This is a genomic window from Mesorhizobium sp. C089B, assembly GCF_030323125.1.
Classification (GTDB): domain Bacteria; phylum Pseudomonadota; class Alphaproteobacteria; order Rhizobiales; family Rhizobiaceae; genus Mesorhizobium.
Map to the genome: position 1 here is coordinate 223,758 of NZ_CP100469.1, position 25,298 is coordinate 249,055.

General features: G+C 62.9%; 28 protein-coding genes. 17 read left to right on the forward strand and 11 right to left on the reverse strand.

All coding sequences use genetic code 11. From position 1 onward, the window contains the following. Nucleotides 1-8: 8 nt before the first annotated feature. The 4 genes from NLY44_RS01035 to NLY44_RS01050 all read right to left on the reverse strand — a co-directional run bounded on the left by NLY44_RS01035 (nucleotide 9) and on the right by NLY44_RS01050 (nucleotide 2,356). Entirely contained in the window at nucleotides 9-812 is an 804-nt protein-coding gene (locus tag NLY44_RS01035) for a hypothetical protein (protein WP_023705384.1), read from the reverse strand. A gap of 106 nt (nucleotides 813-918) precedes the next feature. Beyond that, nucleotides 919-1,176, reverse strand: a complete 258-nt coding sequence (locus NLY44_RS01040; RefSeq protein WP_023673564.1) for a hypothetical protein — start codon at nucleotides 1,174-1,176, stop codon at nucleotides 919-921. 327 nt (nucleotides 1,177-1,503) lie between these two features. After that, on the reverse strand, nucleotides 1,504-1,881 hold the full coding sequence (locus tag NLY44_RS01045; protein WP_023754767.1) for a TIGR02301 family protein: 378 nt from the start codon (nucleotides 1,879-1,881) through the stop codon (nucleotides 1,504-1,506). Between the two features lie 67 nt (nucleotides 1,882-1,948). Further along, on the reverse strand, nucleotides 1,949-2,356 hold the full coding sequence (locus NLY44_RS01050; RefSeq protein WP_023827490.1) for an NUDIX hydrolase: 408 nt from the start codon (nucleotides 2,354-2,356) through the stop codon (nucleotides 1,949-1,951). A 124-nt stretch (nucleotides 2,357-2,480) separates the two neighbouring features. Between NLY44_RS01050 and NLY44_RS01055 the strand changes: the two genes are divergently transcribed. Continuing rightward, the gene (locus NLY44_RS01055; protein WP_023805688.1) at nucleotides 2,481-3,239 is read left to right on the forward strand and encodes an SOS response-associated peptidase; all 759 of its coding nucleotides are present in this window, start codon (nucleotides 2,481-2,483) and stop codon (nucleotides 3,237-3,239) included. Between the two features lie 134 nt (nucleotides 3,240-3,373). On the opposite strand, the gene NLY44_RS01060 is transcribed toward NLY44_RS01055, so the two are convergent. Then, nucleotides 3,374-3,529: a hypothetical protein gene (locus tag NLY44_RS01060; protein WP_023673568.1), complete on the reverse strand. Its 156-nt coding sequence runs from the start codon at nucleotides 3,527-3,529 to the stop codon at nucleotides 3,374-3,376. Between the two features lie 391 nt (nucleotides 3,530-3,920). Between NLY44_RS01060 and cysS the strand changes: the two genes are divergently transcribed. The 9 genes from cysS (at nucleotide 3,921) to NLY44_RS01105 (ending at nucleotide 11,946) form a co-directional block, all read left to right on the forward strand. Continuing rightward, entirely contained in the window at nucleotides 3,921-5,354 is a 1,434-nt protein-coding gene (cysS, locus tag NLY44_RS01065) for a cysteine--tRNA ligase (RefSeq protein WP_023805687.1), read from the forward strand. 282 nt (nucleotides 5,355-5,636) lie between these two features. After that, nucleotides 5,637-6,041 carry an endonuclease domain-containing protein gene (locus NLY44_RS01070; RefSeq protein WP_023684473.1) on the forward strand — a complete coding sequence of 135 codons (405 nt, stop codon included), beginning with the start codon at nucleotides 5,637-5,639 and terminating at the stop codon, nucleotides 6,039-6,041. Next, complete coding sequence (locus NLY44_RS01075; protein WP_023684472.1) at nucleotides 6,038-6,424, forward strand: VOC family protein; 387 nt, start codon at nucleotides 6,038-6,040, stop codon at nucleotides 6,422-6,424. Before NLY44_RS01070 ends, NLY44_RS01075 begins: the two co-directional genes overlap by 4 nt. 22 nt (nucleotides 6,425-6,446) lie before the next feature. Beyond that, nucleotides 6,447-6,938 carry a GFA family protein gene (locus NLY44_RS01080; RefSeq protein ID WP_023747453.1) on the forward strand — a complete coding sequence of 164 codons (492 nt, stop codon included), beginning with the start codon at nucleotides 6,447-6,449 and terminating at the stop codon, nucleotides 6,936-6,938. Further along, entirely contained in the window at nucleotides 6,935-7,411 is a 477-nt protein-coding gene (locus tag NLY44_RS01085; protein ID WP_023747452.1) for a GFA family protein, read from the forward strand. Before NLY44_RS01080 ends, NLY44_RS01085 begins: the two co-directional genes overlap by 4 nt. An 8-nt stretch (nucleotides 7,412-7,419) precedes the next feature. After that, nucleotides 7,420-8,376, forward strand: a complete 957-nt coding sequence (gene pip, locus NLY44_RS01090; protein ID WP_023747451.1) for a prolyl aminopeptidase — start codon at nucleotides 7,420-7,422, stop codon at nucleotides 8,374-8,376. Between the two features lie 187 nt (nucleotides 8,377-8,563). Continuing rightward, nucleotides 8,564-10,180 (forward strand): citramalate synthase, encoded by a 1,617-nt coding sequence (gene cimA / locus NLY44_RS01095; protein WP_023684468.1) that lies wholly within the window; start codon nucleotides 8,564-8,566, stop codon nucleotides 10,178-10,180. A gap of 138 nt (nucleotides 10,181-10,318) precedes the next feature. Further along, complete coding sequence (gene rarD / locus NLY44_RS01100) at nucleotides 10,319-11,248, forward strand: EamA family transporter RarD (RefSeq protein ID WP_023805686.1); 930 nt, start codon at nucleotides 10,319-10,321, stop codon at nucleotides 11,246-11,248. A gap of 11 nt (nucleotides 11,249-11,259) precedes the next feature. Further along, nucleotides 11,260-11,946 (forward strand): glutathione S-transferase family protein, encoded by a 687-nt coding sequence (locus NLY44_RS01105; RefSeq protein WP_023805685.1) that lies wholly within the window; start codon nucleotides 11,260-11,262, stop codon nucleotides 11,944-11,946. Between the two features lie 66 nt (nucleotides 11,947-12,012). Here NLY44_RS01105 and NLY44_RS01110 read toward each other — a convergent pair whose 3' ends face one another. The 4 genes from NLY44_RS01110 to NLY44_RS01125 all read right to left on the reverse strand — a co-directional run bounded on the left by NLY44_RS01110 (nucleotide 12,013) and on the right by NLY44_RS01125 (nucleotide 15,441). Further along, nucleotides 12,013-13,005, reverse strand: coding sequence for a transporter (locus tag NLY44_RS01110; protein WP_023805684.1), 993 nt, complete (start codon nucleotides 13,003-13,005; stop codon nucleotides 12,013-12,015). A gap of 158 nt (nucleotides 13,006-13,163) precedes the next feature. Then, complete coding sequence (locus NLY44_RS01115) at nucleotides 13,164-14,468, reverse strand: sulfotransferase family protein (protein ID WP_023805683.1); 1,305 nt, start codon at nucleotides 14,466-14,468, stop codon at nucleotides 13,164-13,166. A 121-nt stretch (nucleotides 14,469-14,589) separates the two neighbouring features. Continuing rightward, nucleotides 14,590-14,772, reverse strand: coding sequence for a hypothetical protein (locus tag NLY44_RS01120; protein ID WP_023805682.1), 183 nt, complete (start codon nucleotides 14,770-14,772; stop codon nucleotides 14,590-14,592). Between the two features lie 57 nt (nucleotides 14,773-14,829). After that, nucleotides 14,830-15,441: an LOG family protein gene (locus NLY44_RS01125; protein ID WP_023805681.1), complete on the reverse strand. Its 612-nt coding sequence runs from the start codon at nucleotides 15,439-15,441 to the stop codon at nucleotides 14,830-14,832. A 125-nt stretch (nucleotides 15,442-15,566) separates the two neighbouring features. Between NLY44_RS01125 and NLY44_RS01130 the strand changes: the two genes are divergently transcribed. The 4 genes from NLY44_RS01130 to NLY44_RS01145 all read left to right on the forward strand — a co-directional run bounded on the left by NLY44_RS01130 (nucleotide 15,567) and on the right by NLY44_RS01145 (nucleotide 20,341). Further along, nucleotides 15,567-17,252 carry a LysM peptidoglycan-binding domain-containing protein gene (locus NLY44_RS01130; RefSeq protein ID WP_286456481.1) on the forward strand — a complete coding sequence of 562 codons (1,686 nt, stop codon included), beginning with the start codon at nucleotides 15,567-15,569 and terminating at the stop codon, nucleotides 17,250-17,252. Between the two features lie 228 nt (nucleotides 17,253-17,480). Next, the gene (locus NLY44_RS01135; RefSeq protein ID WP_023805680.1) at nucleotides 17,481-17,816 is read left to right on the forward strand and encodes an ArsR/SmtB family transcription factor; all 336 of its coding nucleotides are present in this window, start codon (nucleotides 17,481-17,483) and stop codon (nucleotides 17,814-17,816) included. A gap of 24 nt (nucleotides 17,817-17,840) precedes the next feature. Then, nucleotides 17,841-19,721 (forward strand): ABCB family ABC transporter ATP-binding protein/permease, encoded by a 1,881-nt coding sequence (locus NLY44_RS01140; protein WP_286456484.1) that lies wholly within the window; start codon nucleotides 17,841-17,843, stop codon nucleotides 19,719-19,721. A gap of 284 nt (nucleotides 19,722-20,005) precedes the next feature. Then, entirely contained in the window at nucleotides 20,006-20,341 is a 336-nt protein-coding gene (locus NLY44_RS01145; RefSeq protein WP_023685667.1) for an antibiotic biosynthesis monooxygenase, read from the forward strand. Here NLY44_RS01145 and NLY44_RS01150 read toward each other — a convergent pair. After that, nucleotides 20,320-21,210: an SMP-30/gluconolactonase/LRE family protein gene (locus NLY44_RS01150; RefSeq protein ID WP_023703212.1), complete on the reverse strand. Its 891-nt coding sequence runs from the start codon at nucleotides 21,208-21,210 to the stop codon at nucleotides 20,320-20,322. The two genes, NLY44_RS01145 and NLY44_RS01150, sit on opposite strands and share 22 nt — an antisense overlap. A gap of 223 nt (nucleotides 21,211-21,433) precedes the next feature. On the opposite strand from NLY44_RS01150, the gene NLY44_RS01155 reads away from it, so the two are divergent. Continuing rightward, nucleotides 21,434-22,693 carry a DMP19 family protein gene (locus NLY44_RS01155; RefSeq protein WP_023805679.1) on the forward strand — a complete coding sequence of 420 codons (1,260 nt, stop codon included), beginning with the start codon at nucleotides 21,434-21,436 and terminating at the stop codon, nucleotides 22,691-22,693. A gap of 11 nt (nucleotides 22,694-22,704) precedes the next feature. Here NLY44_RS01155 and NLY44_RS01160 read toward each other — a convergent pair whose 3' ends face one another. Further along, nucleotides 22,705-23,385 (reverse strand): lysozyme inhibitor LprI family protein, encoded by a 681-nt coding sequence (locus NLY44_RS01160; RefSeq protein WP_198028989.1) that lies wholly within the window; start codon nucleotides 23,383-23,385, stop codon nucleotides 22,705-22,707. Nucleotides 23,386-23,565: 180 nt separating this feature from the next. Here NLY44_RS01160 and NLY44_RS01165 point away from each other — a divergent pair, with 180 nt between their 5' ends. Next, nucleotides 23,566-24,348 (forward strand): phosphatidylserine decarboxylase, encoded by a 783-nt coding sequence (locus NLY44_RS01165; RefSeq protein WP_280791026.1) that lies wholly within the window; start codon nucleotides 23,566-23,568, stop codon nucleotides 24,346-24,348. Between the two features lie 3 nt (nucleotides 24,349-24,351). Then, nucleotides 24,352-25,167, forward strand: coding sequence for a CDP-diacylglycerol--serine O-phosphatidyltransferase (gene pssA, locus NLY44_RS01170; protein ID WP_023672701.1), 816 nt, complete (start codon nucleotides 24,352-24,354; stop codon nucleotides 25,165-25,167). The last annotated feature ends 131 nt before the right edge of the window (nucleotides 25,168-25,298 follow it).

Sequence of the window (25,298 nt, forward strand, 5' to 3'; positions counted from 1 at the left end):
ATCGCCGTTCAATCCCCGGCGACGAAGAATGTCCACTGCCCGGCCGGCGTGATGCCGACGCGGTAGAAGATGTAGGCGCCGAACTGCTTCATGTCGTCATAGTCGCCGGCGGTGACGATCTTGAACAGTTCGACCCGCTGTCTGGCGTTGAGCTTGTCCAGCGGCAGGGCGAAGAAATACGGCCAGACATAGAGTTCCTGCGGTGTGCCGACGTCTACATGGACATAGCCGGCATTGAGCACCTCTTCCAGGATAGCGAGGATTTCCTGACCTTCCTTGTCGCCCGATAGCCCTTTCAGGAACGCGATCGGGTCGCCCTCGATTTCGCCCAGCGACAATTGGGTCATGGTGTCGCCCTTGCCGATCAGCGGCCGCAGCTTCTCGATGTCGCCGCTGACGCAGGCCTCGACCATCAGATCGCGCATGCGCCTGACGGGCTCCGGCAATTTGGAAAGGTCGTAGACGACTTCAGGCACCGGCCCTTCGGGATCGGCACTTGGGTTGGCCACGCCGCCATCGTTGGCGGGGGCTTCCGGTTGGCTTTGTTCGGGCTCCGTGGGCGATTTCGGCTGGCTGGCGGCCGGTGGCGCCGTGCCGGGCAGATCGGGCATTGGCACTGAATTTTCAGACGGCGCCGTCTCACCATTGGCTGGTGGCCCGGCAGGAGCTGGAAGCTCCTCGCGCTTGATCTCGCTCAGCGCATAGGCAGGGTTGCTGGTCAGGACAAGCGCCAGCGGAACCGCGGCGCAGGAAGCGGCAAGCCAGATGCTGAGGACCACGCCGCGAGGCCGGCCTGACATCGAAAAATTCACCGCTTGCCTCTCCTCGGGCCTAGGCTCTTCAGGCATGATGCCCAAACGACTCGCCGTCGTCAAAGAACCGGTAAGCTGGCAGTGCACCCTCTGAGACGCGCGACGCCTAGTGCCGAAACCGCTCCGGCTCGAAGGCGCCGGCGATCACCTTTTCACGCATGCGATCGAGCAGGGCAAGGGCCGAGGTTTCGCCATTGGCACGCAGCATCTCGCCGAACGCGGTTTCAAGCGCTGCCTCGGCGATGATCTCAGGTTCTATGCCGGCCGACAGACCTTCCGCCCAGGCCTCGCTATGGCTTTCCACCGCGGTCAGGCGCTTTTCTTCCCTGACCAGCGCGTCGATGTCGTTGACGCCATGTTCCATTTGCGATGTCCACCTTTTCAAGCGGCGGTCCGACGGGTCGGATCCGGCTTGGGCTGCCCCTATCTCACGCAGGCTAAGTAAGTATCTGTAAATACGACATTTTTTTGATCGTCTTTACAACTTCGTCGCCTGCGTTCGGTCCGATTCAAACTTAGCCGATTAGACCGGTGAGCGGGATGAAAACCTTCAGTTTGAGTTAATTCCGCATTCGCGCGCTAACGTTTCGTTAATACTGTTGCGCAAGTGCAACACCAAGATTGCATCAACGTGCCGTGGATACAAGGCGGGTGCTCGAAAAGGCGTTGGCTAAACGCCGTCTGGCGCTCGTCAGTTGCCGTAACGCGAGGCGATGTCGCGCGACAGCGTCTCGCCTTCCTTCATGTAGCGGCTGATGGCTTCGGTCGCTGACGGCGTGCATTGGGTATAGGTGCCGCCGAAGGAACGGTAACCGCGGTTGAAGCTGGCGATGAAGCGGGCACGCCGCTCCGGATCGGGATTTTCCGAATCGATCAGCTTTTCCATCTCGGTGCGCCACTGGTCGCCCTTTTCGCCGCACAGATTGCGCAGGAAATGCAGCGACCCCAGCACCTCGGCCAGTCGCATCAGCCCGGGCTCGAACGGCGACTCGGCGGCCAGCGCCGGCTGCACGCCAACAGCCGTGGCGGTGGCGATGCATGCGGCAAGGAACAGCGAGGTGCGGGTCATAAGTCTATCTGACGAAACATTTTGTCGCCTGCAAGGCGATTCTCGGAGCGGCAGATATGGGCCTGCTTCAGGCCAAAAGCTCTTCAGCCACCTCCATGACGTCACCCGCGAGCGGCAGCGTCGCCATTTCATCAAGACTATAGAAGGCAGCGGTCTCGGCATCGTCGCTGGCCGTCGCTTCGCCGCCGGCATAAACGGCGCCGAACACGGTCAGCAGATAGTCGACCGGGTGATTCTCGCCGCTGCCGTCGATGCGGATGTCGCGAAGCGGACGATAGTCCTGCGCACGCAGCCCGGTTTCCTCCAGCAATTCGCGCGACGCTGCTTCTTGCAGCGTCTCGCCGGGCTCGACCTTGCCGCCGGGAAAGGCATAAAGCCCCTGCGACGGCGGGCGCGCCCGCTTGACCAGCAGCACCGTCCTGCCGCGCACGACGGCGACCGAGACTGCGGGAAGTGTCTTGCGCTGCTCGTTCATCGATATCGATTCGCTTATGTGAGGCCACACCCTGTGGACCGGCTGGCAGCGAGCAGCTTTAGCGGTTGCGCAGCGCCGGTTCCATCGCCACGTTCGCGATCGGATCAATTCATCGAGCTTGCCAATGTGCGGACGCTTTGCCCTGACGGCCACGCCGGACCAGACCGCCGCCTTGCTCGGCCTGGCGGAGCTGGACGATTTTCCGGCCCGCTACAACATCGCGCCGACGCAGCCGGTGCTGATGGCGCTGTCGGGGCCGCCGCGCATGCCGGGCTCGAATTTCCCGGATCGCCTGGCGATGCTGGTGCGCTGGGGGCTGGTCCCCACCTGGGTCAAGGACACCAGGAAATTTCCGCTGCTCATCAACGCGCGTTCGGAAGGCGCTATTGAAAAAGCCTCGTTCAAAGCCGCCATGCGCCATCGCCGTGCCTTGGTGCCGGCCTCCGGCTTCTATGAGTGGCAGCAATCCGGCAGCGGCAAGAAGGGCCAGCCCTACTGGATACGGCCGAGGCGTGGCGGGTTGATCGCCTTTGCCGGGCTGATTGAAACCTATTCCGAGCCGGGCGGTTCGGAAATGGACACCGGCGCCATTCTTACCGTCAACGCCAATGCCAGCATCGCCCATATCCATGACCGGATGCCGGTGGTGATCGCGCCTGAAGATTTTGACCGCTGGCTGGACTGCCGCACGCTCGAACCGCGCGACGTGGCCGACCTGCTCAAACCCGCGCTGCCCGATTTCTTCGAGGCAATTCCGGTCTCCGACCTCGTCAGCAAGGTCGCCAACACCGGGCCGGAGATACAGGACATGGGCATCGTCGAGCCCGACAAGGTCAGGCGCCAGAAGCCCGGCGCGGACGGCAGTCAGATGACGCTGTTTTAGAGCGCGTTCCCAAGAAGCCAGTCCGGCCTTCGGGAAGAACCTGCTCAATAGGAAGAGCTGTTGTTTCAGGCGCGCTATGGGGCCTCAGCCTTCCGTTCCGGCGCACGCCTTGTCGGCGGCGGCACGATGCCTGTTCAGGCAGCGCGGGGCGAAGTGATTTTCGGCGCCGGCTTTTTATTCTTCGCGGTATGGAGAAGGGCGGCGACGATCGCGGCCGGGCCGATCGCACGGTAGTGGTTGGCGAGCGCCGGTTGCTTGGCGCGGCTCGATTCCTGCTTGGTTCGTGACATCGATCTCTTCCCTGGTAACATTTCCGTGTCTGCGTTTGCCGGCCGAATCTGACCGAATCGTGACCTATGGTGGACTAGCCGGCGAATGTTTCATGACTGTGCCGACATGTTTAATAAAATGTTTCAGCGGCTCCTGACCTATGATCCAGCGACGCTTTTGCTGGAAGTTGCGACTTGACGGCAACACCGCCCAAGGCGATAAAGCCGCCGATGAAAACGTTTTTCGCCATTTGTGGCATTTGCATTATTGGCTAGCTTCGCGCTGGTCCGGACGTTTTCGCCTCATTTTTCCCCAGAGTGGACAAACGCCCCGGCCAGCAGGCTGGAGCCCGATTTGTGCCTTGGCACAGGTAAGGCTCTCTCCAGAACTTAACGGACCGGAAGGGCACGCATGTCTGACGCATCGAAGGGTCTCAGCCTCTACAACACGCTAACGCGGACGAAGGACGTGTTCGTCCCGATCGACCTGTCGAATGTGCGCATGTATGTCTGCGGCCCAACCGTCTACGACTTTGCCCATATCGGCAATGCGCGTCCGGCTATCGTCTTCGACGTGCTGTTCCGTTTGCTGCGTCACCTCTACGGCGAGACTGGTGTCACGTATGTGCGCAACATCACAGATGTCGACGACAAGATTAACGCCCGCGCGCTGCGCGATTTCGGCGCCGAGATCGCGTCGGGAAACCTGACGCTCAACGAAGCGATCCGCCGCGTCACCGAAAAGACCGCCGATCAGTACCACAAGGATGTCGCCGCACTAGGCTGCTTGCCGCCGACGGTCGAGCCGCGCGCCACCGAGTTCGTCGCGCGCCGCGCCGACGGCAAGGTTGACATGATCACCCTCATCGAACGTTTGATCGAACGCGGCCACGCCTATGTCGCCGCCGGCGAAGTGCTGTTCGACACCGCCTCGATGCCGGAATATGGCGAGCTGTCGAAGCGTAATCTCGACGAACAGCAGGCCGGTGCGCGAATTGCCGTCGACGCTCACAAGAAGAACCCGGGCGATTTCGTGCTGTGGAAATTGTCGTCACCGGAAGAGCCCGGCTGGGACAGCCCATGGGGCAGGGGCCGGCCCGGTTGGCACATCGAATGCTCGGCCATGTCGGCCGCCTATCTCGGCGATGTCTTCGATATCCATGGCGGCGGCTTGGACCTGATCTTCCCCCACCATGAGAACGAGATCGCCCAGTCGCGTTGCGCCCACGGCACCGACGTCATGGCCAATGTCTGGATGCACAACGGCTTCCTGCAGGTCGAGGGCCAGAAAATGTCGAAGAGCCTCGGCAATTTCTACGCCATCGCCGAACTGCTGGAGACCGACACTTTCGGCGGCCGCAAATGGCCGGGCGAGGTGCTGCGGCTGGCGATGCTGATGACGCATTACCGCGAGCCGATCGACTTTTCCGTACGCAAGCTGGAAGAGGCCGAGAATACGCTGCGCAAATGGAAGCGCGCCGCCGATCTCGCCCCGTCGGCAGGGCAAGTTCCGGCGGAGGTTGTGGCGGCGCTGTCTGACGACCTCGCCACCTATGCCGCCTTCCAGCAGCTCACGCAGCTTGCCGGTGAGGCCGCGGAGGGCAACGAAGCGGCCGCATCGCTGAAGGCATCGCTGTTGTTCCTCGGCTTCGATATCGGCGCGGCCAAGGTCGACGAGGTTGCGGTCGCCAAGGCGATCGCCAAGCGCTTGGAACTGATCGCAGCGAAAAACTGGGCCGAAGCCGATCGCATCCGCGATGAGCTTCTGGCGCAGGGCGTGCAGCTGAAAGACGGCAAGGATCCTATCACTGGCGAACGCGTGACGACGTGGGAGGTAAAGCGGTGAGGGTGGCGCGAGACACCGTTGTAAGATTGGCGAAGGCCGGAGCGACAGCCAATCTCCCCCCTTGCGGGGAGATGTCCGGCAGGACAGAGGGGGGTGTGAAGGAACGCCAGCGTTCCTTCTTGCCCACTTTCATTTCGGTCACTTTCTGAGAACGCAATGGCTGCCGGTTGAGACGCTGGCGGGACAGCACTCCCCTCTGTCCTGCCGGACATCTCCCCCGCAAGGGGGGAGATCAGCCCTCGCCTCGGTTTTCGCTAATCGCCAGCGCGGAGTGGCCTGAGCATGGGTCACGACCTCGTTCCATCGCGTCAGCGCAAGAATGCAAAGTCCATGCGTCGCGTCATGACCGATGCCGAGCTGAAACTGTGGAATGAGTTGCGGGCTCACCGGCTGATGGGGATGAGCTTTCGCCGACAGGTACCGATTAGGCCCTACATTGTCGACTTCGCCTGTTCGGCCCACCACCTCGTAGTCGAGGTTGATGGCAGTCAGCATGCCGACGTAGAAGATGCAGAACGCGACAAGGCACGCAGCGCTCAATTGAGTGCCAGTGGCTGGACCATCCTGCGCTTCTGGAACGACGACGTCATCCGCGATATCGACAATGTCTGCCAGCACATCGTCATCGAGGCCGGCTTGGCCGGCGCCGACGTGCCGGCGCCAGCAAGGGAGGAACTTGTTTCATGATCGACCATCTCGGCATCAATGTCGCCGATTTCGGCGCGTCGAAAGCCTTTTATGACCAGGCGATGGCGCCGCTTGGCGCCTCGCTGATCTACATGGTGCCACTGGAATATACCGGCGGCGCCAAGGTCGGCGGTTATGGCCGCGACCGGCCGGTGTTCTGGCTGCAGGCCAGCGATGACAAGCCGAGGACCCATCAGCACGTCGCCTTCACCGCGCGCAGCCGCGCCGAGGTCGACGCCTTCCATGCCGCGGCGCTCGCCGCCGGCGGCAAGGACAATGGCGGGCCGGGGCTGCGCCCGCATTATCACCCGGACTATTACGGCGCCTTCGTCTTGGATCCCGACGGCAACAATGTCGAGGCCGTCTGCCATGCGCCCGAATGACTATGAAACGGAGTGAGACGCCATGAGCCTCGACAACCGGCCGATCTACACCGGTGGCTGCCAGTGCGGCGCGGTGCGCTTTCGCGTCGAGGGTGCGCTGGGTGACGCCTCGATCTGCCATTGCCGCATGTGCCAGAAGGCGTTCGGCTCATTTTACGCGCCCCTGGTCTCGGTGCGTGGCGCCAAACTCGACTGGACGCGCGGCGAACCGAAATATTTCGCCTCGTCCAGCCATGTCGATCGTGGCTTTTGCGCCAATTGCGGCACGCCGCTGACCTTTACCGCGCCCGACGGCATCGGCCTCGCCATCGGCGCCTTCGACAATCCGGCTGATATCGTGCCGCTGATCCAGTGGGGCACGGAGGCAAAACTTCCCTATGTCGATACCATCCCGCAATTGCCGGGCGAGGACACTATGGCCGACATGTCGTCGGCGCCTTATCTCGCCGAGCTCGTCTCCTACCAGCATCCCGACCATGACACCGAACAATGGGCGCCAGAGGAAAAGTTATGACCGATGAAGTTCGAACCGGCGGCTGCCAGTGCGGTGCCGTGCGTTTCCGCATCAAGGGCAAGCTCGGCCGGGCGTCCATCTGCCATTGCCGCATGTGCCAGAAACAGTTCGGTTCGTTTTTCGGCGCGCTGGTGACAGTGCCCAAGGATGGCGTCGAATGGATGCGCGAAGAGCCCACCTATTTCCAGTCGTCGGTCAACATCGATCGCGGCTTCTGTTCCCGCTGCGGTACACCGCTGACCTATCGCCAACCTGGCGCACTGGAGATCGCCATCGGCGCCTTCGACGACCGCTCCGATCTGGCGCCGCAGATCCAGGTCAACTACGCGGTCCGATTGCCTTGGGTGGAAACGATCTTTGACCAGCCCGTGCATCAGGATCCGGATTTCTACTCCCGCCAGGAGCAGATCATCTCCTTCCAGCATCCCGACCACGAAACCACGGACTGGCCCGCGCACGGCCTGAAGATATGAGCAATGAAATGAACAGTGAACTTCGTACTCTTTATCCAGAGATCGAGGCGTTCGAGTCCGGCATGCTCGATGTCGGCGACGGCCATCATATCTACTGGGAGCGCTCCGGAACCAGGGGCGCCAAGCCGGCCGTTTTCCTGCATGGCGGTCCCGGCGGCGGCTTCTCGCCAAAACATCGGCAATTGTTCGACCCGAAGCTTTACGACGTCATCCTGTTCGACCAGCGCGGCTGCGGGAAATCGACACCCAACGCCTCGCTCGAGGCCAACACCACCTGGCACCTGGTTGCCGACATCGAGCGGCTGCGTGAGATGTGCGGCTTCGAAAAATGGCTGGTGTTCGGCGGCTCGTGGGGCTCGACGCTGGCGCTGGCCTATGCCGAGACGCATCCTAATCGCGTCAGCGAGCTTGTCGTGCGCGGCATCTACACGCTGACCCGCGCCGAACTCGAATGGTACTATCAGTTCGGCGTCTCCGAGATGTTCCCCGACAAATGGGAGCGTTTCCTGGCGCCAATTCCTGAAGCCGAGCGCGGCGACATGATGGCCGCTTACCGCAGGCGGTTGGTCGGCGCCGATGGCAAGGCGCAGCTGGAAGCCGCCCTTGCCTGGAGCCTGTGGGAAGGTGAGACGATCACGCTGCTACCGGAGCCGGAGACCAGCGACAAGTTCGGCGAGGACCACTTCGCCATCGCCTTTGCCCGCATCGAGAACCACTATTTCGTCCACGCCGGCTGGCTGGAGGAGGGGCGGCTTCTGCGCGATGCCCATAAGCTCGCGGATATTCCCGGCACAATCGTCCACGGCCGCTACGACATGCCGTGCCCGGCGCGCTATGCCTGGGCCCTGCACAAGGCCTGGCCGAAGGCGGATTTCCACCTCATCGAAGGCGCCGGCCATTCCTATTCGGAGCCGGGGATTCTGGATCGGCTGATACGCGCGACGGATGGGTTTGCGGGGAAATGACAGCGCGTGGCACCCCCCTCTGTCCTGCCGGACATCTCCCCCTCAAGGGGGGAGATTGGCTGTCATCGGCGCTTTCGCAAATCTCCGTCGCTGCAGGAAACGATCCGACGCTAAAGCTGCCGATCTTCCCCCTTGAGGGGGAGATGGCCGGCAGGCCAGAGGGGGGTGCTCGCGCGCCAACAGAACAATGACCAAACAACGCCTCTATCTCTTCGACACAACCCTCCGCGATGGCCAGCAGACGCCGGGCATCGACTTTTCCGTCGAGGACAAGATCGCGATTGCCAAGCTGCTCGATGAGTTCGGCATGGACTATGTCGAAGGCGGCTATCCCGGCGCCAATCCGACCGACACCGCCTTCTTCCAGCAGAAGCGCACGGCGAAGGCAAAGTTCGTCGCCTTCGGCATGACCAAGCGGGCAGGCGTGTCGGCATCCAACGACCCGGGCCTGGCAGCGCTCGTGCAGTCCAAGTCCGACGCCATCTGCTTCGTCGCCAAGAGCTGGGACTATCATGTCCGCGTCGCGCTCGGCTGCACCAATGAGGAAAACCTCGACTCGATCAACGCGTCGGTCGAAGCAGCTGTTGCCGCCGGCAAGGAAGCGATGGTCGATTGCGAGCATTTCTTCGACGGCTTCAAGGCCAATCCGGACTACGCACTGGCCTGCGCCAGGACCGCCTATGATGCCGGCGCGCGCTGGGTGGTGTTGTGCGACACCAATGGTGGCACGCAGCCCTCGGAAGTGCGCGCCATCGTCGACAAGGTCATTGTTTCAGGTATTCCGGGCGGCCATCTCGGCATCCATGCCCATGACGACACCGGCCAAGCGGTGGCCAATTCGCTCGCCGCCGTCGAGGCCGGCGTGCGCCAGATCCAAGGCACGCTGAACGGCATCGGCGAGCGCTGCGGCAACGCCAATCTGGTCTCGATCGTACCGACGCTGGCGCTGAAGCCGGCCTTCGCCGATCGGTTTGAAACCGGCATCTCGGCCGAGGCGCTGACCGGGATATCCCGGCTTTCCCGCGCCTTCGACGAATTGCTGAACCGTGCTCCGGAAGCGCAGGCGCCCTATGTTGGCGCCTCGGCCTTCGCCACCAAGGCCGGCATCCATGCCTCCGCACTGGCCAAGGAGCCGGCGACCTATGAACATGTGCCGCCCGAGGCGGTAGGCAACCGCCGCCGCGTTATGGTTTCGGACCAGGGCGGCAAGGCCAATTTCCTCGCCGAGCTGAAGCGGCGCGGCATCGATGTGCCCAGAGACGACCATCGTCTCGATGCGCTGATCTCGGTGGTCAAGGAGCGCGAGGCCGAGGGCTACGCCTATGAGGGCGCCGATGCCTCCTTCGAGCTGTTGGCGCGCAAAATGCTGCACGGCCTGCCGGAGTTCTTCAACGTCACTTCGTTCCGCTGCATGGTCGAGCGCCGCTTCGATGCCAACGGCCAGTTGAAGACGGTCTCCGAAGCCATCGTCAAGGTGATGGTCGAGGGCGAGGAGAAGATGTCGGTGGCCGAAGGCCACGGCCCGGTCAACGCGCTCGACATCGCGTTGCGCAAGGACCTCGGCAAATTCCAGAGCGAGATCGCCGACATGGAGCTCGCCGATTTCAAGGTGCGTATCCTCAATGGCGGCACCGAGGCGATCACTCGCGTCCTGATCGAATCGCATGACGGCACCGGCGCGCGCTGGTGGACGGTCGGCGTGTCGGAAAACATAATCGACGCCTCCTTCCAGGCGCTGATGGATTCGATCGTCTACAAGCTGATGAAGAACCGCGACATGGCGGGATTGGTAGCGGCGGAGTAGGGTTGCAAGACGTGGGTTTCCTCGCCCCCGAAGTGGGGCGAGGAACTGGCGCCGCCCCTTGAGCCATCAGCGGAAGTCCATTGATCCATCATAATTTTGCGATGGTTTTGGATGGCCCACTGGGCCATAGCGTTTGCCATGGCCAGCGACACGATCCAGCCCGACGCCGACTCCAAAGCCCGCAGCGGCTTTCTCCTCGCGCTCGGCGCTTATCTGCTATGGGGCCTGTTGCCCTTCTACATGAAGGCGGTTGCGCATCTGCCGCTGATCGAGGTGATCGCCCACCGCATCGTCTGGTCGGTGCCGATTGCCGCCGCGGTGCTGGTCTGGGCCGGTCGGACCGCCGATTTCAAGGCGGCAATCCGCTCACCACGCAGCATCGCCATGGCGGCGTTGACGGCGACCCTGATCTCCGTCAATTGGGCCATCTATGTCTGGGCGATCTCGGTTGACCGCACCGTCGAGACGGCGCTCGGCTATTATATCAACCCACTGGTCAGCATCGTCGTTGGCGCGGCTCTTCTCGGCGAGAAGCTCGACCGGCTGCAGATCGCGGCCGTGGCATTGGCGGCGATCGCCGTTGCCGTGCTCACCGTCGACGCCGGCAAATTGCCCTGGGTGTCGCTGGCGCTGGCCTTTTCCTTCGCCGCCTACGGCTTCTTCCGCAAGACGCTGCCGATCGGCCCGAGCCAGGGCTTTCTGCTCGAAGTCCTTTTGCTCTCGGTGCCGGCGCTTGCCTACATCGTCTTCCTGCTCGTCAACGGCCAGGACCATTTCATCTCCAGCAACGGCACCGACATGGCTTTGCTCATCGGCTGCGGCCCAGTCACCTCGGTGCCGCTGCTTCTGTTCGCCTTCGGCGCCAAGCTTCTGCGCCTCTCCACCATCGGCATCATGCAGTACATCGCACCGACCATGGTGTTCCTGATAGCCGTGCTGATTTTCGACGAGCCGTTCGGCACCACGCAAGCAATTGCCTTCGCGCTGATCTGGGCGGCATTGGCGATGTATTCCTGGTCGATGTTTCGTGGCCGTGAAATCCGCCCGGTGGCGTTGGCCCCGAAGTAGGGAGCCTTTCGATGTACGTGCTGCATATCGCCAACAAGAACTATTCGTCATGGTCGCTGCGGCCATGGGTGCTGATGCGCACCCTCGACATTCCGTTCGAGGAGCAATTGACGCCGTTTCCGACCAGGCCCAGTTTCGATCTCTACCGGGCGTTCTCGCCCAGCGGGCGTGTGCCTTGCCTGGTGGATGACGGCTGGGCTGTCTGGGATTCGCTGGCTATTGCCGAGTACCTCGCCGAGCGCCACCATGGTGTGTGGCCTGCCGAGGCCAAGGCGCGAGCCTGGGCGCGCTCGGCCGCCGCCGAAATGCATTCTGGTTTCACGGCCTTGCGCGGCGCATACCCGATGAATTGCGGCTTGCGGGTGAAACCGTTGCCGATGTCGGACGCGCTGACGCAGGATCTGTTCCGTTTGGGCGATCTCTGGAACGATGGCCTTGCCCTGTTCGGCGGGCCGTTCCTTGCCGGCGGCCATTTTACCGCCGTCGACGCCTTCTTTGCTCCGGTGGCGTTCCGTGTGCTATCCTATGGGCTGTCTTTCGAAGGGGCAGCTGCAGCCTATCCCCCGCAATTGCTTGGCCTGCCGGCCATGCAGGAATGGTATGCGGCGGGTCTCGCCGAGACCTGGCGGGAGCCGGACCATGAGGCGGAGGTCGCTGCCGCCGGCACCATCGTCGAGGATCTTCGCGCTACGGCGTGATGAGCATTCCAGGAAAAGCGCGTCGCGTTCCCTTGGGAATTGCGTGAAAACAAAGGGATCGGGGCGTTACGTCCGCCCGAGCCGCCTTACGAACATGTAGGTCGCCGCGGCGATCACGATCGAAACCGCCGAGACCACCCAGAAGCCCATCGGCGTATTGACCATGGGCAGGCCACCGACATTCATGCCGAACAGGCCTGATATGATGGTCATCGGCAACAGCACCGCCGTCATCACCGACAGCACATAGAGCAGCTGGTTGGACTGCATTGTCAGCTTGGCCATCAACTCGTCCTGCAGCAACCTTGCGCGTGCCTGCAACTGCTCGCCGTCGTGATAGAGCGTGTGTGCCCTGTGCGAGAGCCTTGTCGCCATGTCATTGATCCGATCGGGCAGCTCATTGCGATGCGAATGGTCGAGATGGCGAAAAAGGTTTGTGAGCGTCGCCATCTGCCGGTGGATGACCACCAGTTGACGGCGCGCCTCGACCAGCGCCTGCCGCTCGCCGTGCCAGGCATCGCGCACGATACGGTCCTCGATGCCGTCCAGCGTATCGCCAAGACCGTGGAGCTCGGCCGCCATGCCGTCGAGCGACTGGCCCATGACCGCTTCGACCAGGTCGGCGGGGGAGCGGAATTTGCGCGAGCCGCTCTCCACCGCCTTGCGGATGAGATCGACCGATTCCAGTGGCTGCTTGCGCGCGCCGATCAGCGTCTTGTCGTTGAGCGCAAAACGGAAATGGCCGAGCCCGCGCGCTTCCGCCGAATAGTCGTGGCGCAGATCCGGCAGGTCGCCATAAAGCCAGGCATCCTCGAGATCGATGTGGCAACCCTGGCTGGCGCCGAGGAAAGCTTCGCGCACCGGCCCGGGCAGAGCCTGCTCGGCGGCGATCTCATGACGGGCGCGCAGGTCGGACAGCTGGTAGCTGCGCCATGTCCATGCAACCTCGGCCGCGTCCTTGGTGCGCAGGCCCTCGGCGGTGAAATGGTAGATGAAGAACAGCCCGTGCTCGTCGGGCAGGTAAGGCGACAGGCCTTCCGCGTTGAGAGCAATGTTCACGGCTCGCCTCGCCAAGAAATTTCGACCAGGTTCAGATTTCGACTATGCCGACGCGCGGATGCCGACCCGTCCTTCGTAACACGAGGGAGGCGGGTTCCGTGTGACGGTTTCTTGACAGGCGATCACAGTTTGTCGAGCAGCGTTTAGAGTGTTTGCTGCTATCGCCGACGAATGGAGCTCACCCATCGCAATGGTCCGGTCAATCGCCATCTGCCTGACGCAAGCGCCGCATCGCGCTCCGCCACCAGGTCGTCTCGGATCCTGGCCAGCGCGCCACGCTCGGCTACGAGGCCGTCTTGGCCCAGGGCGAGCGCGTCACGCTCCGCCATGAAGCTGTCTCGGGCTTGGATGAGGTCCTGCTGGGCGTGAGCAAGCGCATCACGCTCCGCCATGAAGCTGTCTCGGGCTTGGATGAGGTCCTGCTGGGCGTGAGCGAGCGCGTCACGCTCCGCCATGAAGCTGTCTCGGTCTCGGATGAGGGCCTGTTGGGCGTCAGCGAGGGCGTCACGCTCGACGATGCCCTTTCCCAGTTCGCCGTGTAGCCGTTTAGCGGCCAGGTTCCCTGCGGCAACGGCCTTGCCAACCACATCGCAGCTCTCATCGAACGTCGCCCGCACCCTGTCGAGCTGGTCGCGCAAGTCCTGGCTGTCGCCTTCAGACGCCATACTGCGCAAAATGGCATAGGCACTGCGGACTAACGGCGTGGCATCCGGATGGTTTTGCAGATCAGCGACCGAGGCCCGCTGATGATGCAGATCCTTGTCCAGGAACTCGGCGATTGCGGCGTCGGCGTGATCGGACGTGACAGGCCAGACGATTCCGGTCTCCCTGGCCGCGCGGTCCATCTGATGTCGCCAGTCGCTCAACAGGTCTTCGTGGCGCAGGATACAGCGCGGCATGTGTCGCGAATGATGCTCCGCTTCGAGCACGTGCCTGAGCCACAGCATGAACGCTGTCGGCAGTGCCATTTGATCCCGTTCCTGCAGCGAACAGGCGACTTCGAGCGGGTTGCGAACAGGCAGAAATGCGATCGGGTCAATCCTGAGATCGGCCAGGATCGAGGCTATGAAGGGAAGGAACCGGCAGATCCGCGGATCCTTGACGAAAAACAGGGGGGCATCGCCGAACTCGCTGGCAATGATCGCCGTCATCATGGGCCGAAATCGCTCGGCTGCCGGCGACTGCAGCCACTGCCGATCTAGCGGCAGCCAATCTTGCCAGGAGGAGGCGGCCGCCGTGAGCAGGTGGTCGTCGGCGATGGTGAGTGGGGTACTTTCCCAATGTCCCTTGGGATTGTGGAGGCTCCCGGGCAGCAGATGTTTCGGCGGCGTGGCTCCATGCGCGGCGACGAGGGCGCCGAGCGCCGAGGTGCCGCTGCGGTGCATTCCGAGGACCAGGATCGCCGTCCTTGGTTCCGACGCGATCTCGCCCTTCGCGGCCGTCAATCGCTCGCGCGGATTCATCTCCCCTTTGTCTCGCTCTCCAAATTTCCGTTCCCGCCCAATGTTCTCCGATAACCAACTGCGAAGCGGGCTGCAAATGGAAATCGTCGCCAACGTGCTTACATTGCGCACAAGACGGAGCTCAAGAAAAGCTGGACAGATCGAAGTCAGCTGCCCCAACGCTACAGATCCTTGCCAAGCAGATGCAGTCGATCAGTGGCTTCGCATTGGACTTCTGCTTCTGGGCCAGGCTGGCCTTGTTGCCCAGTGTTTCGTAGCCGGCAGCCTTGAGCGCCAGCACGACGCGGCGCAGTTGGTGCGCCAAGCCGACGACACCAACCGGGCTCTATTCTGGCCGCCTGCGCCAAGTCCGGCTTCGTCCTCACATCTTGTCAATTACAGACTGCACGCCTTCCGTCGGCGCATCGACCGACGACCCCGCCACCATGATGGCGGCGACGATGGCCTCGGGGTCTTCGACCACCAGCGGCTTGACCCGTTGCGCGGTGTGGATGAAGCCTTCGCTGGCCATATGGTCGAGCAGCGCCAGCATCGGATCCCAGAACCCTTGAACGTTGGCGAAGACGATCGGCTTGCGGTGATGGCCGAGCTGGCCCCAGGTCATGATCTCGACGATTTCCTCGACCGTGCCGATGCCGCCGGGCAGCGCCACAAAGGCGTCGGATTTCTCGAACATCTTGTGCTTGCGCTCGTGCATGTTGTCGGTGATCAGCAACTCGTCGAGCCGGTCAAGCGCGGTTTCGGTCGCCTCCTTGTTGATTAGGAAGCGCGGAATGATGCCCGTTACCTTGCCGCCGGCCTTGAGCGCGCCTTCGGCGACGGCGCCCATAATGCCTTTGGTGCCGCCGCCATAGACCAGCCGCAGGCCGGATTTGGCGAGCGAGCGGCCAAGCAGGTGCCCGGCCTTGGCATAGATTTCATCGCGGCCCGGAGACGAGCCGCAATAGACGCAGACGGATCGAATCGTGTTCATTCGTGATTGGTGATTGGGTCTGAATGCGGGGTCAAGCCCCAAGGGCTGACAAGCCCGGGCTTTTTCTTGTCGGTGCCGGCAAAACACGCTAGACCGGCTTCAGGTGGCTAAGGGGTAGGGGAAATATGGCTGTTAATCCATTGAAGGCGTTTCTGTTCGCGGCCGGTGGGACCGTCGCGGTCGTCGGAACCGCCTATGTATCGGGCGCACTCGACCCGTATCTGAATCCCACGCCGCCTGCGGCGATTGCATCGCTGACGCCGCCGGCTGAAAAGCTGGCCGATCCGGGGACCGAGGGAAGGCTGCCGCCGGCGCCCGCCGCGCCCACCGATGCCAAGGCTCCCGCAGCACCCGCGCCTGCCGACGCAACGGCTCCCGCGACCGAAGCTGCGGCTCCGGCGGCACCTGCCGCGCCCGCTGCTGCCCCAACAACCCCAGCGCCGGCCGCGGCCGGCCCGGTTGCGCCGAACTTCGACGTCGTGCGCGTCGAAAGCAACGGCTCGATCGTCGTTGCCGGCAATGCTGCGCCCAATTCGAAGATCGAGATCCTCAACGGCTCCTCGGTGCTTGGCTCGACTGTCGCCGGTCCGGACGGCGCCTTCGTCATCGTTCTCGACGATCCGCTGAAGCCCGGCGACTATACGATTGCGTTGCGCGCGACGGCCGGCGATGTGGTTACCCCTTCCGTGCAGACCGCCGTCGTTTCGGTTCCCAAGGACGCCGCCGGCCAGGTGCTGGCGATGGTCGAGGAACCCGGCAAGCCGGCCGAGCTGCTTAGCGTCCCGGCGCCTGAGACCAAGCCCGCGGCACCGGCCGCCGGCGATCAGGCCGCTGCCCCAGCCGCTGAGGCGCCTGCTACGGCTGCGCCTGCCGTGGCCGCTGAAACAGCACCTGCTGCTCCGGCTGTGGAAGCCGCAACTGCCCCTGCAGCGCCAGCAGTACCTGCAGCGCCGCCGGCGGCAGGCGTGGCTGCACCCAAGATCGTCGTCGAGGCGGTCGAGATCGACGGCAACAAGATCTTCGTCGCCGGTCTGGCTGACGCCGGCCGCAAGGTGCGCGCCTATGCCAACGATATCCTGCTTGGTGATGCGGTGACCTCGCCCGACGGTCATTTCCTGGTCGAGGCGACGCGCGACATCCCGGTCGGCAGCTACACCATCCATGTCGACGGTCTCGACGCCGACGGCGTGAAGGTCGTGGCCCGCGCCGCCGTGCCGTTCGAGCGCGAACCCGGCGAAGCGATCGCCGCCGTGGCGCCCGCGGAGGCCAAGCCCACCGAGACCAAGCCCGCCGAAGCAAAGCCTGCTGAGCCGGCCGCACCGGCTGCTGCCGAAGCACCGGCCGCTCCGAAGCCTGCGGCGCCAGCCACTATCGCGGCTGCCCCTGCGAAGCCCGCACCAGCTGCTGCCGCGTCCGCACCAGCCGCACCGGCGGCTGAAGCGCCGGCTCCGGCTGCCCCGGCGGTTGCCGGGGCACCTGCGGCACCGGCAGCGCCTGCCGCTGAGGTTCCAGCCGTCGTCGCGGCGGCAACGCCCGATGTGCCAGAGACGGTGGCGCCAAAGCTTGAACATGCCGACGGCGCGGTGATCATCCGCAGGCACGACACGCTGTGGCGGATCTCACGGCGCGTCTACGGTCACGGCGTGCGCTTCTCGACCATCTATCTCGCCAACCAGGACCAGATCAGCGATCCCGACCGCATCTGGCCGGGGCAGGTGTTCAAGGTTCCGGAAAAGTCCAAGGAAGGCGAAGCCGCCGACCTCAAGGCGATGGGCGAGCAGGTGACAACGGCGCCGGTGAAGACGCAGTAGCGGCCGAGCGCTTGATCTCCTCCCTTGAGGGGGAGATGGCCGGCAGGCCAGAGGGGGTCGCCGCGCATAGAACGCCGACCTTCTCTTTGCTGCAAACGACGTTGCGTCAGGACGTACCGACCCCTCTGTCGCCTTCGGCGACATCTCCCCCTCGAGGGGGAGATTAGGTCGCTCTACCCATCGGGTTAGCTTGCCACGCACCCGTTCATCGTCTATCGCCGATGAACGATGGCAGACTCGCTCACTGAACCAGACCACGCAAACTGCGCACCGCCCCAAAGCCGCGCCGTTGCCGCGAGCTTCGCCGCACTCTCGCACCCGGCGCGCATCGAGATCCTTAGACATCTGTCGGCCAGCCGCTCCTGCTGCTGCCGTGAGGTTGTCGACCATCTCGACCTCGCGCAGTCGACGGTCTCCCAGCATCTGAAAATCCTGGTCGAAGCAGGCTTGGTCCGCTTCGAGCCCGACCGCCAGCGCTCGCGCTATCAGCTCGACCGCGCCGCGCTCGCCGACGTTTCCGCATCGCTGACCGCACTCGTCAATTCCTGCTGCTCCGGCCGCTGATTTCTCACCCAAAAGGCAAGACAAGTGGCAGAAAAAACCGTTTCCGATAGCTCGACCTTCAGCACCTTGCGCAATCTGTGGCCCTATATGTGGCCGGCCGACCGCGCCGATCTCAGGGCACGCGTCACTTGGGCAACGCTGCTTCTGGTCGTTGCCAAGCTGACACTGGTTGCCGGGCCGTACTTCTTCAAATGGGCGACCGATTCTCTGGCCGGTGACGCCAAATCGCCGCCGCCGCTGCCATCCTTCCTGCTGGCGCCGGTGATGCTGGTCGTCGCCTACAATGTCGTGCGGCTGGTGCAGCTTGGCTTCAACCAGCTGCGCGACGCGCTGTTTGCCCGCGTTGGCCAATATGCGGTGCGCCAGCTCGCGTTCCGCACCTTCGTTCACATGCACCAGCTGTCGCTGCGCTTTCACCTCGAGCGCCGCACCGGCGGCCTGTCGCGCATCATCGAGCGCGGCACCAAGGGCATCGAGACGATCGTGCGCTTCATCATGCTGAACACGGCGCCGACCATCCTCGAATTCGCGCTGACCACCGGTATCTTCGCCTACACTTATGGCTGGAAATATGTGGTCGTGGTGGCGGCCACGGTGTGGCTCTACGTCTGGTTCACGGTTCGCGCCAGCGACTGGCGGATCTCGATCCGCCGCGACATGAACGACAGCGACACCGACGCCAACACCAAGGCGATCGACTCCCTGCTCAACTACGAGACGGTCAAATACTTCAACAACGAGGGTATGGAGGCTGAGCGCTTCGACCGTTCGATGGCGCGCTATGAAATGGCGGCGACCAGGATATGGACCTCGCTCGGCTGGCTGAATTTCGGCCAGGGCATCATCTTCGGTCTCGGCACCGTCATCGTCATGTGCATGTCGGCGCTGGAGGTGCAGGCCGGCACGCAGACGGTCGGCGATTTCGTCTTCATCAACGCCATGCTGATGCAGCTTTCGGTGCCGCTCAATTTCATCGGCTTCATCTACCGCGAAATCCGCCAGGGGCTGACCGACATCGAGCAGATGTTCGACCTGCTCGATGTGCCGCAGGAAATCACCGACAAGCCCGATGCCAAGCCACTGGCTGTTACAGCCGGCAAGGTCGAGTTCCGCGACGTGCACTTCGCCTACGACCCCAGCCGCAAGATTCTGAAGGGCGTCTCCTTCGAGGTTCCGGCCGGCAAGACGGTGGCCATCGTGGGCCCGTCCGGCGCCGGCAAGTCGACGATTTCGCGGCTCTTGTTCCGCTTCTACGACGTCCAGGGCGGTCAGGTGCTGATCGACGGCCAAGATGTCCGTGATGTGACGCAGGCGAGCCTGCGCGGCGCCATCGGCATGGTGCCGCAGGACACCGTGCTGTTCAACGACACCATCGCCTACAACATCCGTTACGGCCGCATCGGCGCCAGCGAGGAAGACATGCAGAAAGCCGCCGAGCTTGCCCAGATCGGCCCGTTCATCGAACGACTGCCCGAAGGCTACCGCTCGATGGTCGGCGAGCGCGGGCTAAAACTGTCGGGCGGCGAAAAGCAGCGCGTGGCGATTGCCCGCACGATCCTGAAGGCGCCGCCGATCCTGATGCTCGACGAGGCGACCTCGGCGCTGGACAGCCACACCGAACAGGAAATCCAGGCCGCCCTCGACCTGGTCAGCAAGGGCCGCACCACCATCGTCATTGCGCATAGGTTGTCGACGGTGATCACCGCCGACGAGATCATTGTGCTCAAGGACGGCGAGATCGCCGAGCGCGGCACCCATGCCGAGCTGATGCGCCAACATGGCCTCTACGCCTCGATGTGGGATCGCCAGCGCGAGGCGACGGAAGCCGAAGAGAGGCTTCGGATTGCCAGGGAGAGCGATGAGTTGGGTGTGGTTGTGCGCAGAAGGACTTCGGAGGTGAACTAGGCGGCGGAGCGCCAATCTCCCCCTTGAGGGGGAGATGTCGCCGAAGGCGACAGAGGGGGTCACTGCGCGTGGAGCGCTAACCTTCATCGGTCGCAAGGGGGGCGCATCCAGTCGAACCGACCCCCTCTGGCCTGCCGGCCATCTCCCCCTCAAGGGGGGAGATACGCAGCGTCGTCGCCATCATCACCACCGAAAATTTCCCCTTGACCTCAACCTAAGTTGAGATCGCAAACCCTTTCCTGAGCCACCGAACCCAAGTCGTTCAAGAACGGAGACAGATTCAAATGGATAAACTTGCCGAGGCAGCCGTGTTCAGGGTCGACAAATTCGTCGTTCCTGCCGAGGCCCGTGAAGAAATCCTTCGCAAGGTCAGGGCGACTCATGAACTGCTGCGTCTGCAGCAAGGCTTCGTCCAGGATTTCGTGCTCGAGCAATTTTCGGGTCCGGGTGAGTTCAACCTGGTCACCATTGTCGAATGGGAAAACCAGGCGGCCGTCGACAATGTCGTGCCGATCGTCAAGGCGGCCCACGAGCGGGCGGGCTTCAACCCGCAGGAGACCATTGCCCGGCTGGGTGTGAAGGCCGATATCGCCAACTATCAGCGTCTGCCTGAGATGTAGGAGGGCCAGCCCGTGCCAGGTGCTGGCGCCTCGACGCTCAGCACCTGGCCGGTGCGGGCATCGCTGATCATGTTCTCGAAACCACGCCATTCGGCGGCGACGATGAACAGTGTCGTGCCATCCGGCCCGCCCAGCATGCAGGCAAAGCAGCCGCGATCGGCATCGACTGTCTGCAACACCTCGCCACCTTCGCGCACCCGCACACAGCGTTTGTTGGGAACATCCGCATACCAGGCAGTTCCTTCGGCATCGAGGCAGACGCCGTCGGGAAAGCCATCGAGATCGGCCCAGACCCGGCGGTTGGAAAGCCCGCCATCCTCCGCGATATCGAAGGCGGTCAGCCGGTTGGCATGCGACTCCGCCACGATCAGTGTCCTGTTGTCCGGCGTCACCGCCATGCCGTTGGCGAAAGCGATGTTCTCGGCCACTTGTCGAACCGAGCCGTCCGGCGTGATCAGCACGATGGTGCCGGGCCCGAAATGCTCGCCCGGTGCAGGCGCCGACCCGCCGCCATTGACATAGATGTTGCCGCGCCCGTCGACGACGATCTCGTTCCACGGGCTGTTTGACAGCGACCGAAGATCGGAATGGGTGGCCAGCGTTCCATCCGCCTCCTGCCGCAGCAACAAGCCATCCCGACCCGAGACGATCAGCAATCGGCCATCCGGCAACCAGTCGATCGAATAGGGCAGGATGGCCGGCACGGTGAGCATCACCTGGTTCCCGCCGTCCTCATCCACCGCGACGATCTCTCCGGTTCCCCAGTTGCAGAGCCACAGGCGTCCGTCGTGCCAGCGGGGAGACTCTCCGAAAGCGAGGCCTTCTGTAATGACCTTGGCGTTCAGGGCGACTGATTTCGAGGATGGCATCTCTGACCCTGGTTTGTCGACTCGCCGCAATTCGGCATTGTCGCGAAGCGCTTTCCTGCCAAGGACGTATGAATCTGTGGCGCCCCGACACCGTCGACAATTTCGGCAAACCATCGTGCGGATGCCTCTGGATCAGAGTGCCTTTAATCCTTGAGGGCAGCTGATATTGTCGCGTCGGAAATAACCCGTTCGCGCAAGTTTTGCGACCAAGAGAGTATTTTCGATGTTCGGTTTCTTTTCCCGCAAATCCAAGAAAACGTCCGAGAAGTCGGCATCAGATTCTGGAAAGCAGTTGGAATTCGGCCTGCCGTTGCCAGTCGTCGTACTGCGTTCGAACGTCGAGGATCCTGATGAAGAGCCGTTTTTTCTCGTCTTCGCTGTCATGCAATTCGTCACAGCGATGGTTTCCAAAGGACTCTATCGTTATCCCGAAATCGACACCAAGGCGATGCAGGTCCTTCATGCCGACTCGTACTCTTCGGAGGTAAAGAACGGCGGCCATAGTCAATTCATCCACAATGCCGGGCAGGAAATCGGCGCCATGATTGCCAACGCACGAGCTGGACTCACTGCTTGTGGCGCAAAGGGCCAGCTTGCGACTTTGGAAAAGATGTCCAGCTGGATTGCAGACCATCCCAACGAAGCCGCCCAGCAGACGGGCTTCGAGGGCGGGCGGGATGATTTTCTCGATACACTTGATCATGCGTTCTACGTTGCGGATGAGGCCGCGCCCATGGAAAACCTTTTGGCGCGCTGGATCGCGTCATGGCCTGATCTGCAAGTTGTCGATAGTGACGATTACGACGACGTCATACACCGGCTGGTGATGGCCAATCCGAAGCGCGAAGGCAGGCTTCTTCATAAGTCCGTTGGCAACTTGGCAGGCCAGATGATCTTGAGCTGGCGCGATGTCGGGGCCGGCCTTGCCTGCGCCAAGATCGCGCCGCCCGAGATCAAAATCGCGTTCGGCATGGCAAGGATGCTGAACATAGAAGGAGAGAAACAGCTGGTTTTTCAACTTCAGACCAGCGCGAAGAAGACCCGACTATGCAGTGCGACGGAGACACACGTCACGGTCTACGAGTACATCGCTCCAGAAGAGTTGCTTGTCATACCGCAAGGTGAGAGCCCGCTAGCGGCTAACGCCCCGAAAGTTGGCGCCAAGCTTGGCATTGCTGAAGAGCCCGAGATCACAGCGGTCATTGAGCTGGCGGAACAATACCATGCTCCCGCCGCCGTCGACCTCCTGCTCCGCAAGGCAGGCTTCGACCCGACGGATGCCATCGTTTCTGCGAATTCGGTGGTGCAGAAGGAGGAAGGAGCAATCGTGAATTGGGTGGTGCTGGCATCAGGCCAAGTCTTCCTTTTTCAATCGTTGCGGAACGGCGGTGTGCTCTTGCGCGGCAAGGATGATGAAAGCCTCGCTGAGGCCGCTATGGCCGAGCTCAATGCCCACTTTGATCGCTCCGCTGCGGCGGGTTAGCGACAGCAAGCCTACTTTTTCTCAGTCAGGAAGAACGTGCCATCGGCATGGCCGTTGGCGCCGCATGACGGTGGCTCGGATCTGTCGTCCTTGCCGGTGCCGCTCTGCTCGACGGCAAGCGCATCGCCGTTGCGGCGAAAGGTGAAGACAAAACCGGTTGGGTTGTCGTTGTCGACGGCACGGTCGACCAGCCGCAGAGTGTTGCGCTCCTCGACCGTGCCGTCGATCTCGCATGACCCACTTCCCGAGACTGGATTGGAAACGACATCTTCCGAGATTTCGACCTTGCCTCCGCCAACAGCCTTGATGTCGACGCTGCCGCGCACGTTGCTCCATGTGCCGATCAAACCTGCATCGGGGGGCTTGCGTATGCCGGACAGGAAGGTTGCGCGGTCGCGCAGGAATTCGCCGAGATCGAAAGTCTGTTGGTTCTTGGGCGAACTTTCGTTGAAACCGGCGATCTGATCGCGATAGGCGATGAAATCGCTTTGGTCGTCCCGCAGCGCCTTCCCGGCATGAGCATCGAGCCTCTTCAGCAGCGCGGTATAATTCTTCGCGACGTCGGCATCGGCTTGCGCCAGGACCGGATCGGCGCAAATGGCCTTTTCCGCCAAGCTGGCGGCCTTGGCGCAGTCGAAGGATGGCTTGCCTTGCGCAACTGCGTGGTCGCTCGCTGCCACAAGTACGGTCAAACGGCACCCACGGCTGCCGATCGTATGGCAACAAGATACGTTTTGCCTGAATTTGGCGCCATGGCAGTCGGCCTTTTCGCCGCGCGTTCAGCCGGCGTTGGCCCGAATTCTGGCGGCAAAGCCGGCGGCAGGCAAGCACGTCACCGTTCCTGCCGGCTGCGGACGATGCGGCCTTGCCCAATGTTGCGTTGCGGCAGCGGAGCCTTTCCGGTATTGAGGCCGGACCTGAAACAGGGACCGCCCCCATCCCATGAGCCCCATCCGATGAGCCTTGTCGATTCGATCAAGAATGCCTTCGTTCCGATCCATCGCGAGGGCTATCCGTTCATTGCCGCCTTTGGTGCGGGCACGCTGTTCCTCGGCTATTTCTCCTCGGTGCTGTTCTGGATCGGCCTGATCCTGACCGCCTGGTGCGTCTATTTCTTCCGTGACCCCGAGCGTGTCACCCCGGTCGATGACAGGCTGGTGGTCAGTCCCGCCGACGGCGTCATCTCGGCGGTCGGCCCGGCCGTGCCGCCGCGCGAGCTTGGCCTCGGCAACACCGAGATGACCCGCATCTCGGTGTTCATGAACGTCTTTTCCTGCCATGTGAACCGCGCTCCGGTGCGCGGCCGCATCACCAAAATCGAGCACCGGCCGGGCAAGTTCCTCAATGCCGAACTCGACAAGGCAAGCTCGGAGAACGAGCGCAACGGGCTGGTCATAGACAGTCCCAACGGCATCGTTGTCGCCGTGCAGATTGCCGGCCTAGTGGCGCGCCGCATCGTCTGCTGGGCCGAGACCGGCGGCTCCATTGCCGTCGGCGAACGCTTTGGCCTGATTCGCTTCGGCTCGCGCGTCGATGTCTTCCTGCCGTTGACCGCGGTGCCGCGCGTCGCCGTCGGCCAGACGGCGGTCGGCGGCGAAACCGTGCTCGCCGAATTCGGCGGCGTCGCCGCAACCCCGCTCGTCAGGATTTCGTAAGCGGTGGGCGCGCCGTTCAAAAAGTTCGAGGCCCATGGCAGCGGCGGCCCGCGCATCCGCGAAATTCCGATGCGCATGGTGCTGCCTAATCTGGTCACCGTGCTTGCCATCTGCGCCGGCCTGTCCGGCATCCGCTTCGGCTTCGAGGGCCGTTTCGAGCCGGCCGTGGTGATGGTGCTGCTCGCCGCCTTCCTGGACGGCATAGACGGGCGCCTGGCGCGAATGTTGAAGGCGACATCCAAATTCGGCGCGCAGATGGATTCGCTGGCCGACATCGTCAATTTCGGCGTCGCACCAGCACTGGTGCTCTACGCCTTCCTGCTCGACCGCGCCGGCTCATTCGGCTGGATCGCAGCCCTTCTGTTCACCATCGCCTGTGGCCTGCGGCTGGCGCGCTTCAACGTGCTCGACGAAGACCATGACCGGCCGATCTGGCAGAGCGAATACTTCGTCGGCGTGCCGGCGCCGGCCGGCGCTGTGCTGGTTATGCTGCCGCTCTATCTGTCGTTCCTGCGGCTCGGTCTCGAGCCCGACCGCTTGACGGCCTTCGTCGCCACCGGCTTCACCGTCCTGGTCGCTTTCCTGCTGGTCAGCCGGCTGCCGGTCTATTCCGGCAAAAGCCTGAAAGTGCCGGGCGACAAGGTGCTGCCGATCATCCTGGCGGTCGTTCTCTACGTCCTGCTGTTGATGACCTATCCCTGGTACACGCTGACCGCCTCTGTCGCAGGCTATCTCATCTTCCTGCCTTTCAGCGTGCGGGCGTATTCGAAGCGCGCCAAGCGCGAGGGCGAAAAAGTGCCGCCGTCGGATATTGGGTAGTTGCCATCTCCCCCCTTTAGGGGAAGATGTCGCCGAAGGCGACAGAGGGGGTCGGTAGCCCCGGACGCGACCTCGTTTGAGCGAAGAGGACGTCGGCGCTTCACGCGAGGCGACCCCCTCTGGCCTGCCGG

Coding starts and splice junctions, on each gene's coding strand:
- NLY44_RS01040 (WP_023673564.1), bottom strand. CDS start 1,176: ATGGAACATGGCGTCAACGACATCGACGCGCTGGTCAGGGAAGAAAAG.
- NLY44_RS01045 (WP_023754767.1), bottom strand. CDS start 1,881: ATGACCCGCACCTCGCTGTTCCTTGCCGCATGCATCGCCACCGCCACG.
- NLY44_RS01050 (WP_023827490.1), bottom strand. CDS start 2,356: ATGAACGAGCAGCGCAAGACACTTCCCGCAGTCTCGGTCGCCGTCGTG.
- NLY44_RS01055 (WP_023805688.1), top strand. CDS start 2,481: ATGTGCGGACGCTTTGCCCTGACGGCCACGCCGGACCAGACCGCCGCC.
- NLY44_RS01060 (WP_023673568.1), bottom strand. CDS start 3,529: ATGTCACGAACCAAGCAGGAATCGAGCCGCGCCAAGCAACCGGCGCTC.
- cysS (WP_023805687.1), top strand. CDS start 3,921: ATGTCTGACGCATCGAAGGGTCTCAGCCTCTACAACACGCTAACGCGG.
- NLY44_RS01070 (WP_023684473.1), top strand. CDS start 5,637: ATGGGTCACGACCTCGTTCCATCGCGTCAGCGCAAGAATGCAAAGTCC.
- NLY44_RS01075 (WP_023684472.1), top strand. CDS start 6,038: ATGATCGACCATCTCGGCATCAATGTCGCCGATTTCGGCGCGTCGAAA.
- NLY44_RS01080 (WP_023747453.1), top strand. CDS start 6,447: ATGAGCCTCGACAACCGGCCGATCTACACCGGTGGCTGCCAGTGCGGC.
- NLY44_RS01085 (WP_023747452.1), top strand. CDS start 6,935: ATGACCGATGAAGTTCGAACCGGCGGCTGCCAGTGCGGTGCCGTGCGT.
- pip (WP_023747451.1), top strand. CDS start 7,420: ATGAACAGTGAACTTCGTACTCTTTATCCAGAGATCGAGGCGTTCGAG.
- cimA (WP_023684468.1), top strand. CDS start 8,564: ATGACCAAACAACGCCTCTATCTCTTCGACACAACCCTCCGCGATGGC.
- rarD (WP_023805686.1), top strand. CDS start 10,319: ATGGCCAGCGACACGATCCAGCCCGACGCCGACTCCAAAGCCCGCAGC.
- NLY44_RS01105 (WP_023805685.1), top strand. CDS start 11,260: ATGTACGTGCTGCATATCGCCAACAAGAACTATTCGTCATGGTCGCTG.
- NLY44_RS01115 (WP_023805683.1), bottom strand. CDS start 14,468: ATGAATCCGCGCGAGCGATTGACGGCCGCGAAGGGCGAGATCGCGTCG.
- NLY44_RS01125 (WP_023805681.1), bottom strand. CDS start 15,441: ATGAACACGATTCGATCCGTCTGCGTCTATTGCGGCTCGTCTCCGGGC.
- NLY44_RS01130 (WP_286456481.1), top strand. CDS start 15,567: ATGGCTGTTAATCCATTGAAGGCGTTTCTGTTCGCGGCCGGTGGGACC.
- NLY44_RS01135 (WP_023805680.1), top strand. CDS start 17,481: ATGGCAGACTCGCTCACTGAACCAGACCACGCAAACTGCGCACCGCCC.
- NLY44_RS01145 (WP_023685667.1), top strand. CDS start 20,006: ATGGATAAACTTGCCGAGGCAGCCGTGTTCAGGGTCGACAAATTCGTC.
- NLY44_RS01150 (WP_023703212.1), bottom strand. CDS start 21,210: ATGCCATCCTCGAAATCAGTCGCCCTGAACGCCAAGGTCATTACAGAA.
- NLY44_RS01155 (WP_023805679.1), top strand. CDS start 21,434: ATGTTCGGTTTCTTTTCCCGCAAATCCAAGAAAACGTCCGAGAAGTCG.
- NLY44_RS01165 (WP_280791026.1), top strand. CDS start 23,566: ATGTTGCGTTGCGGCAGCGGAGCCTTTCCGGTATTGAGGCCGGACCTG.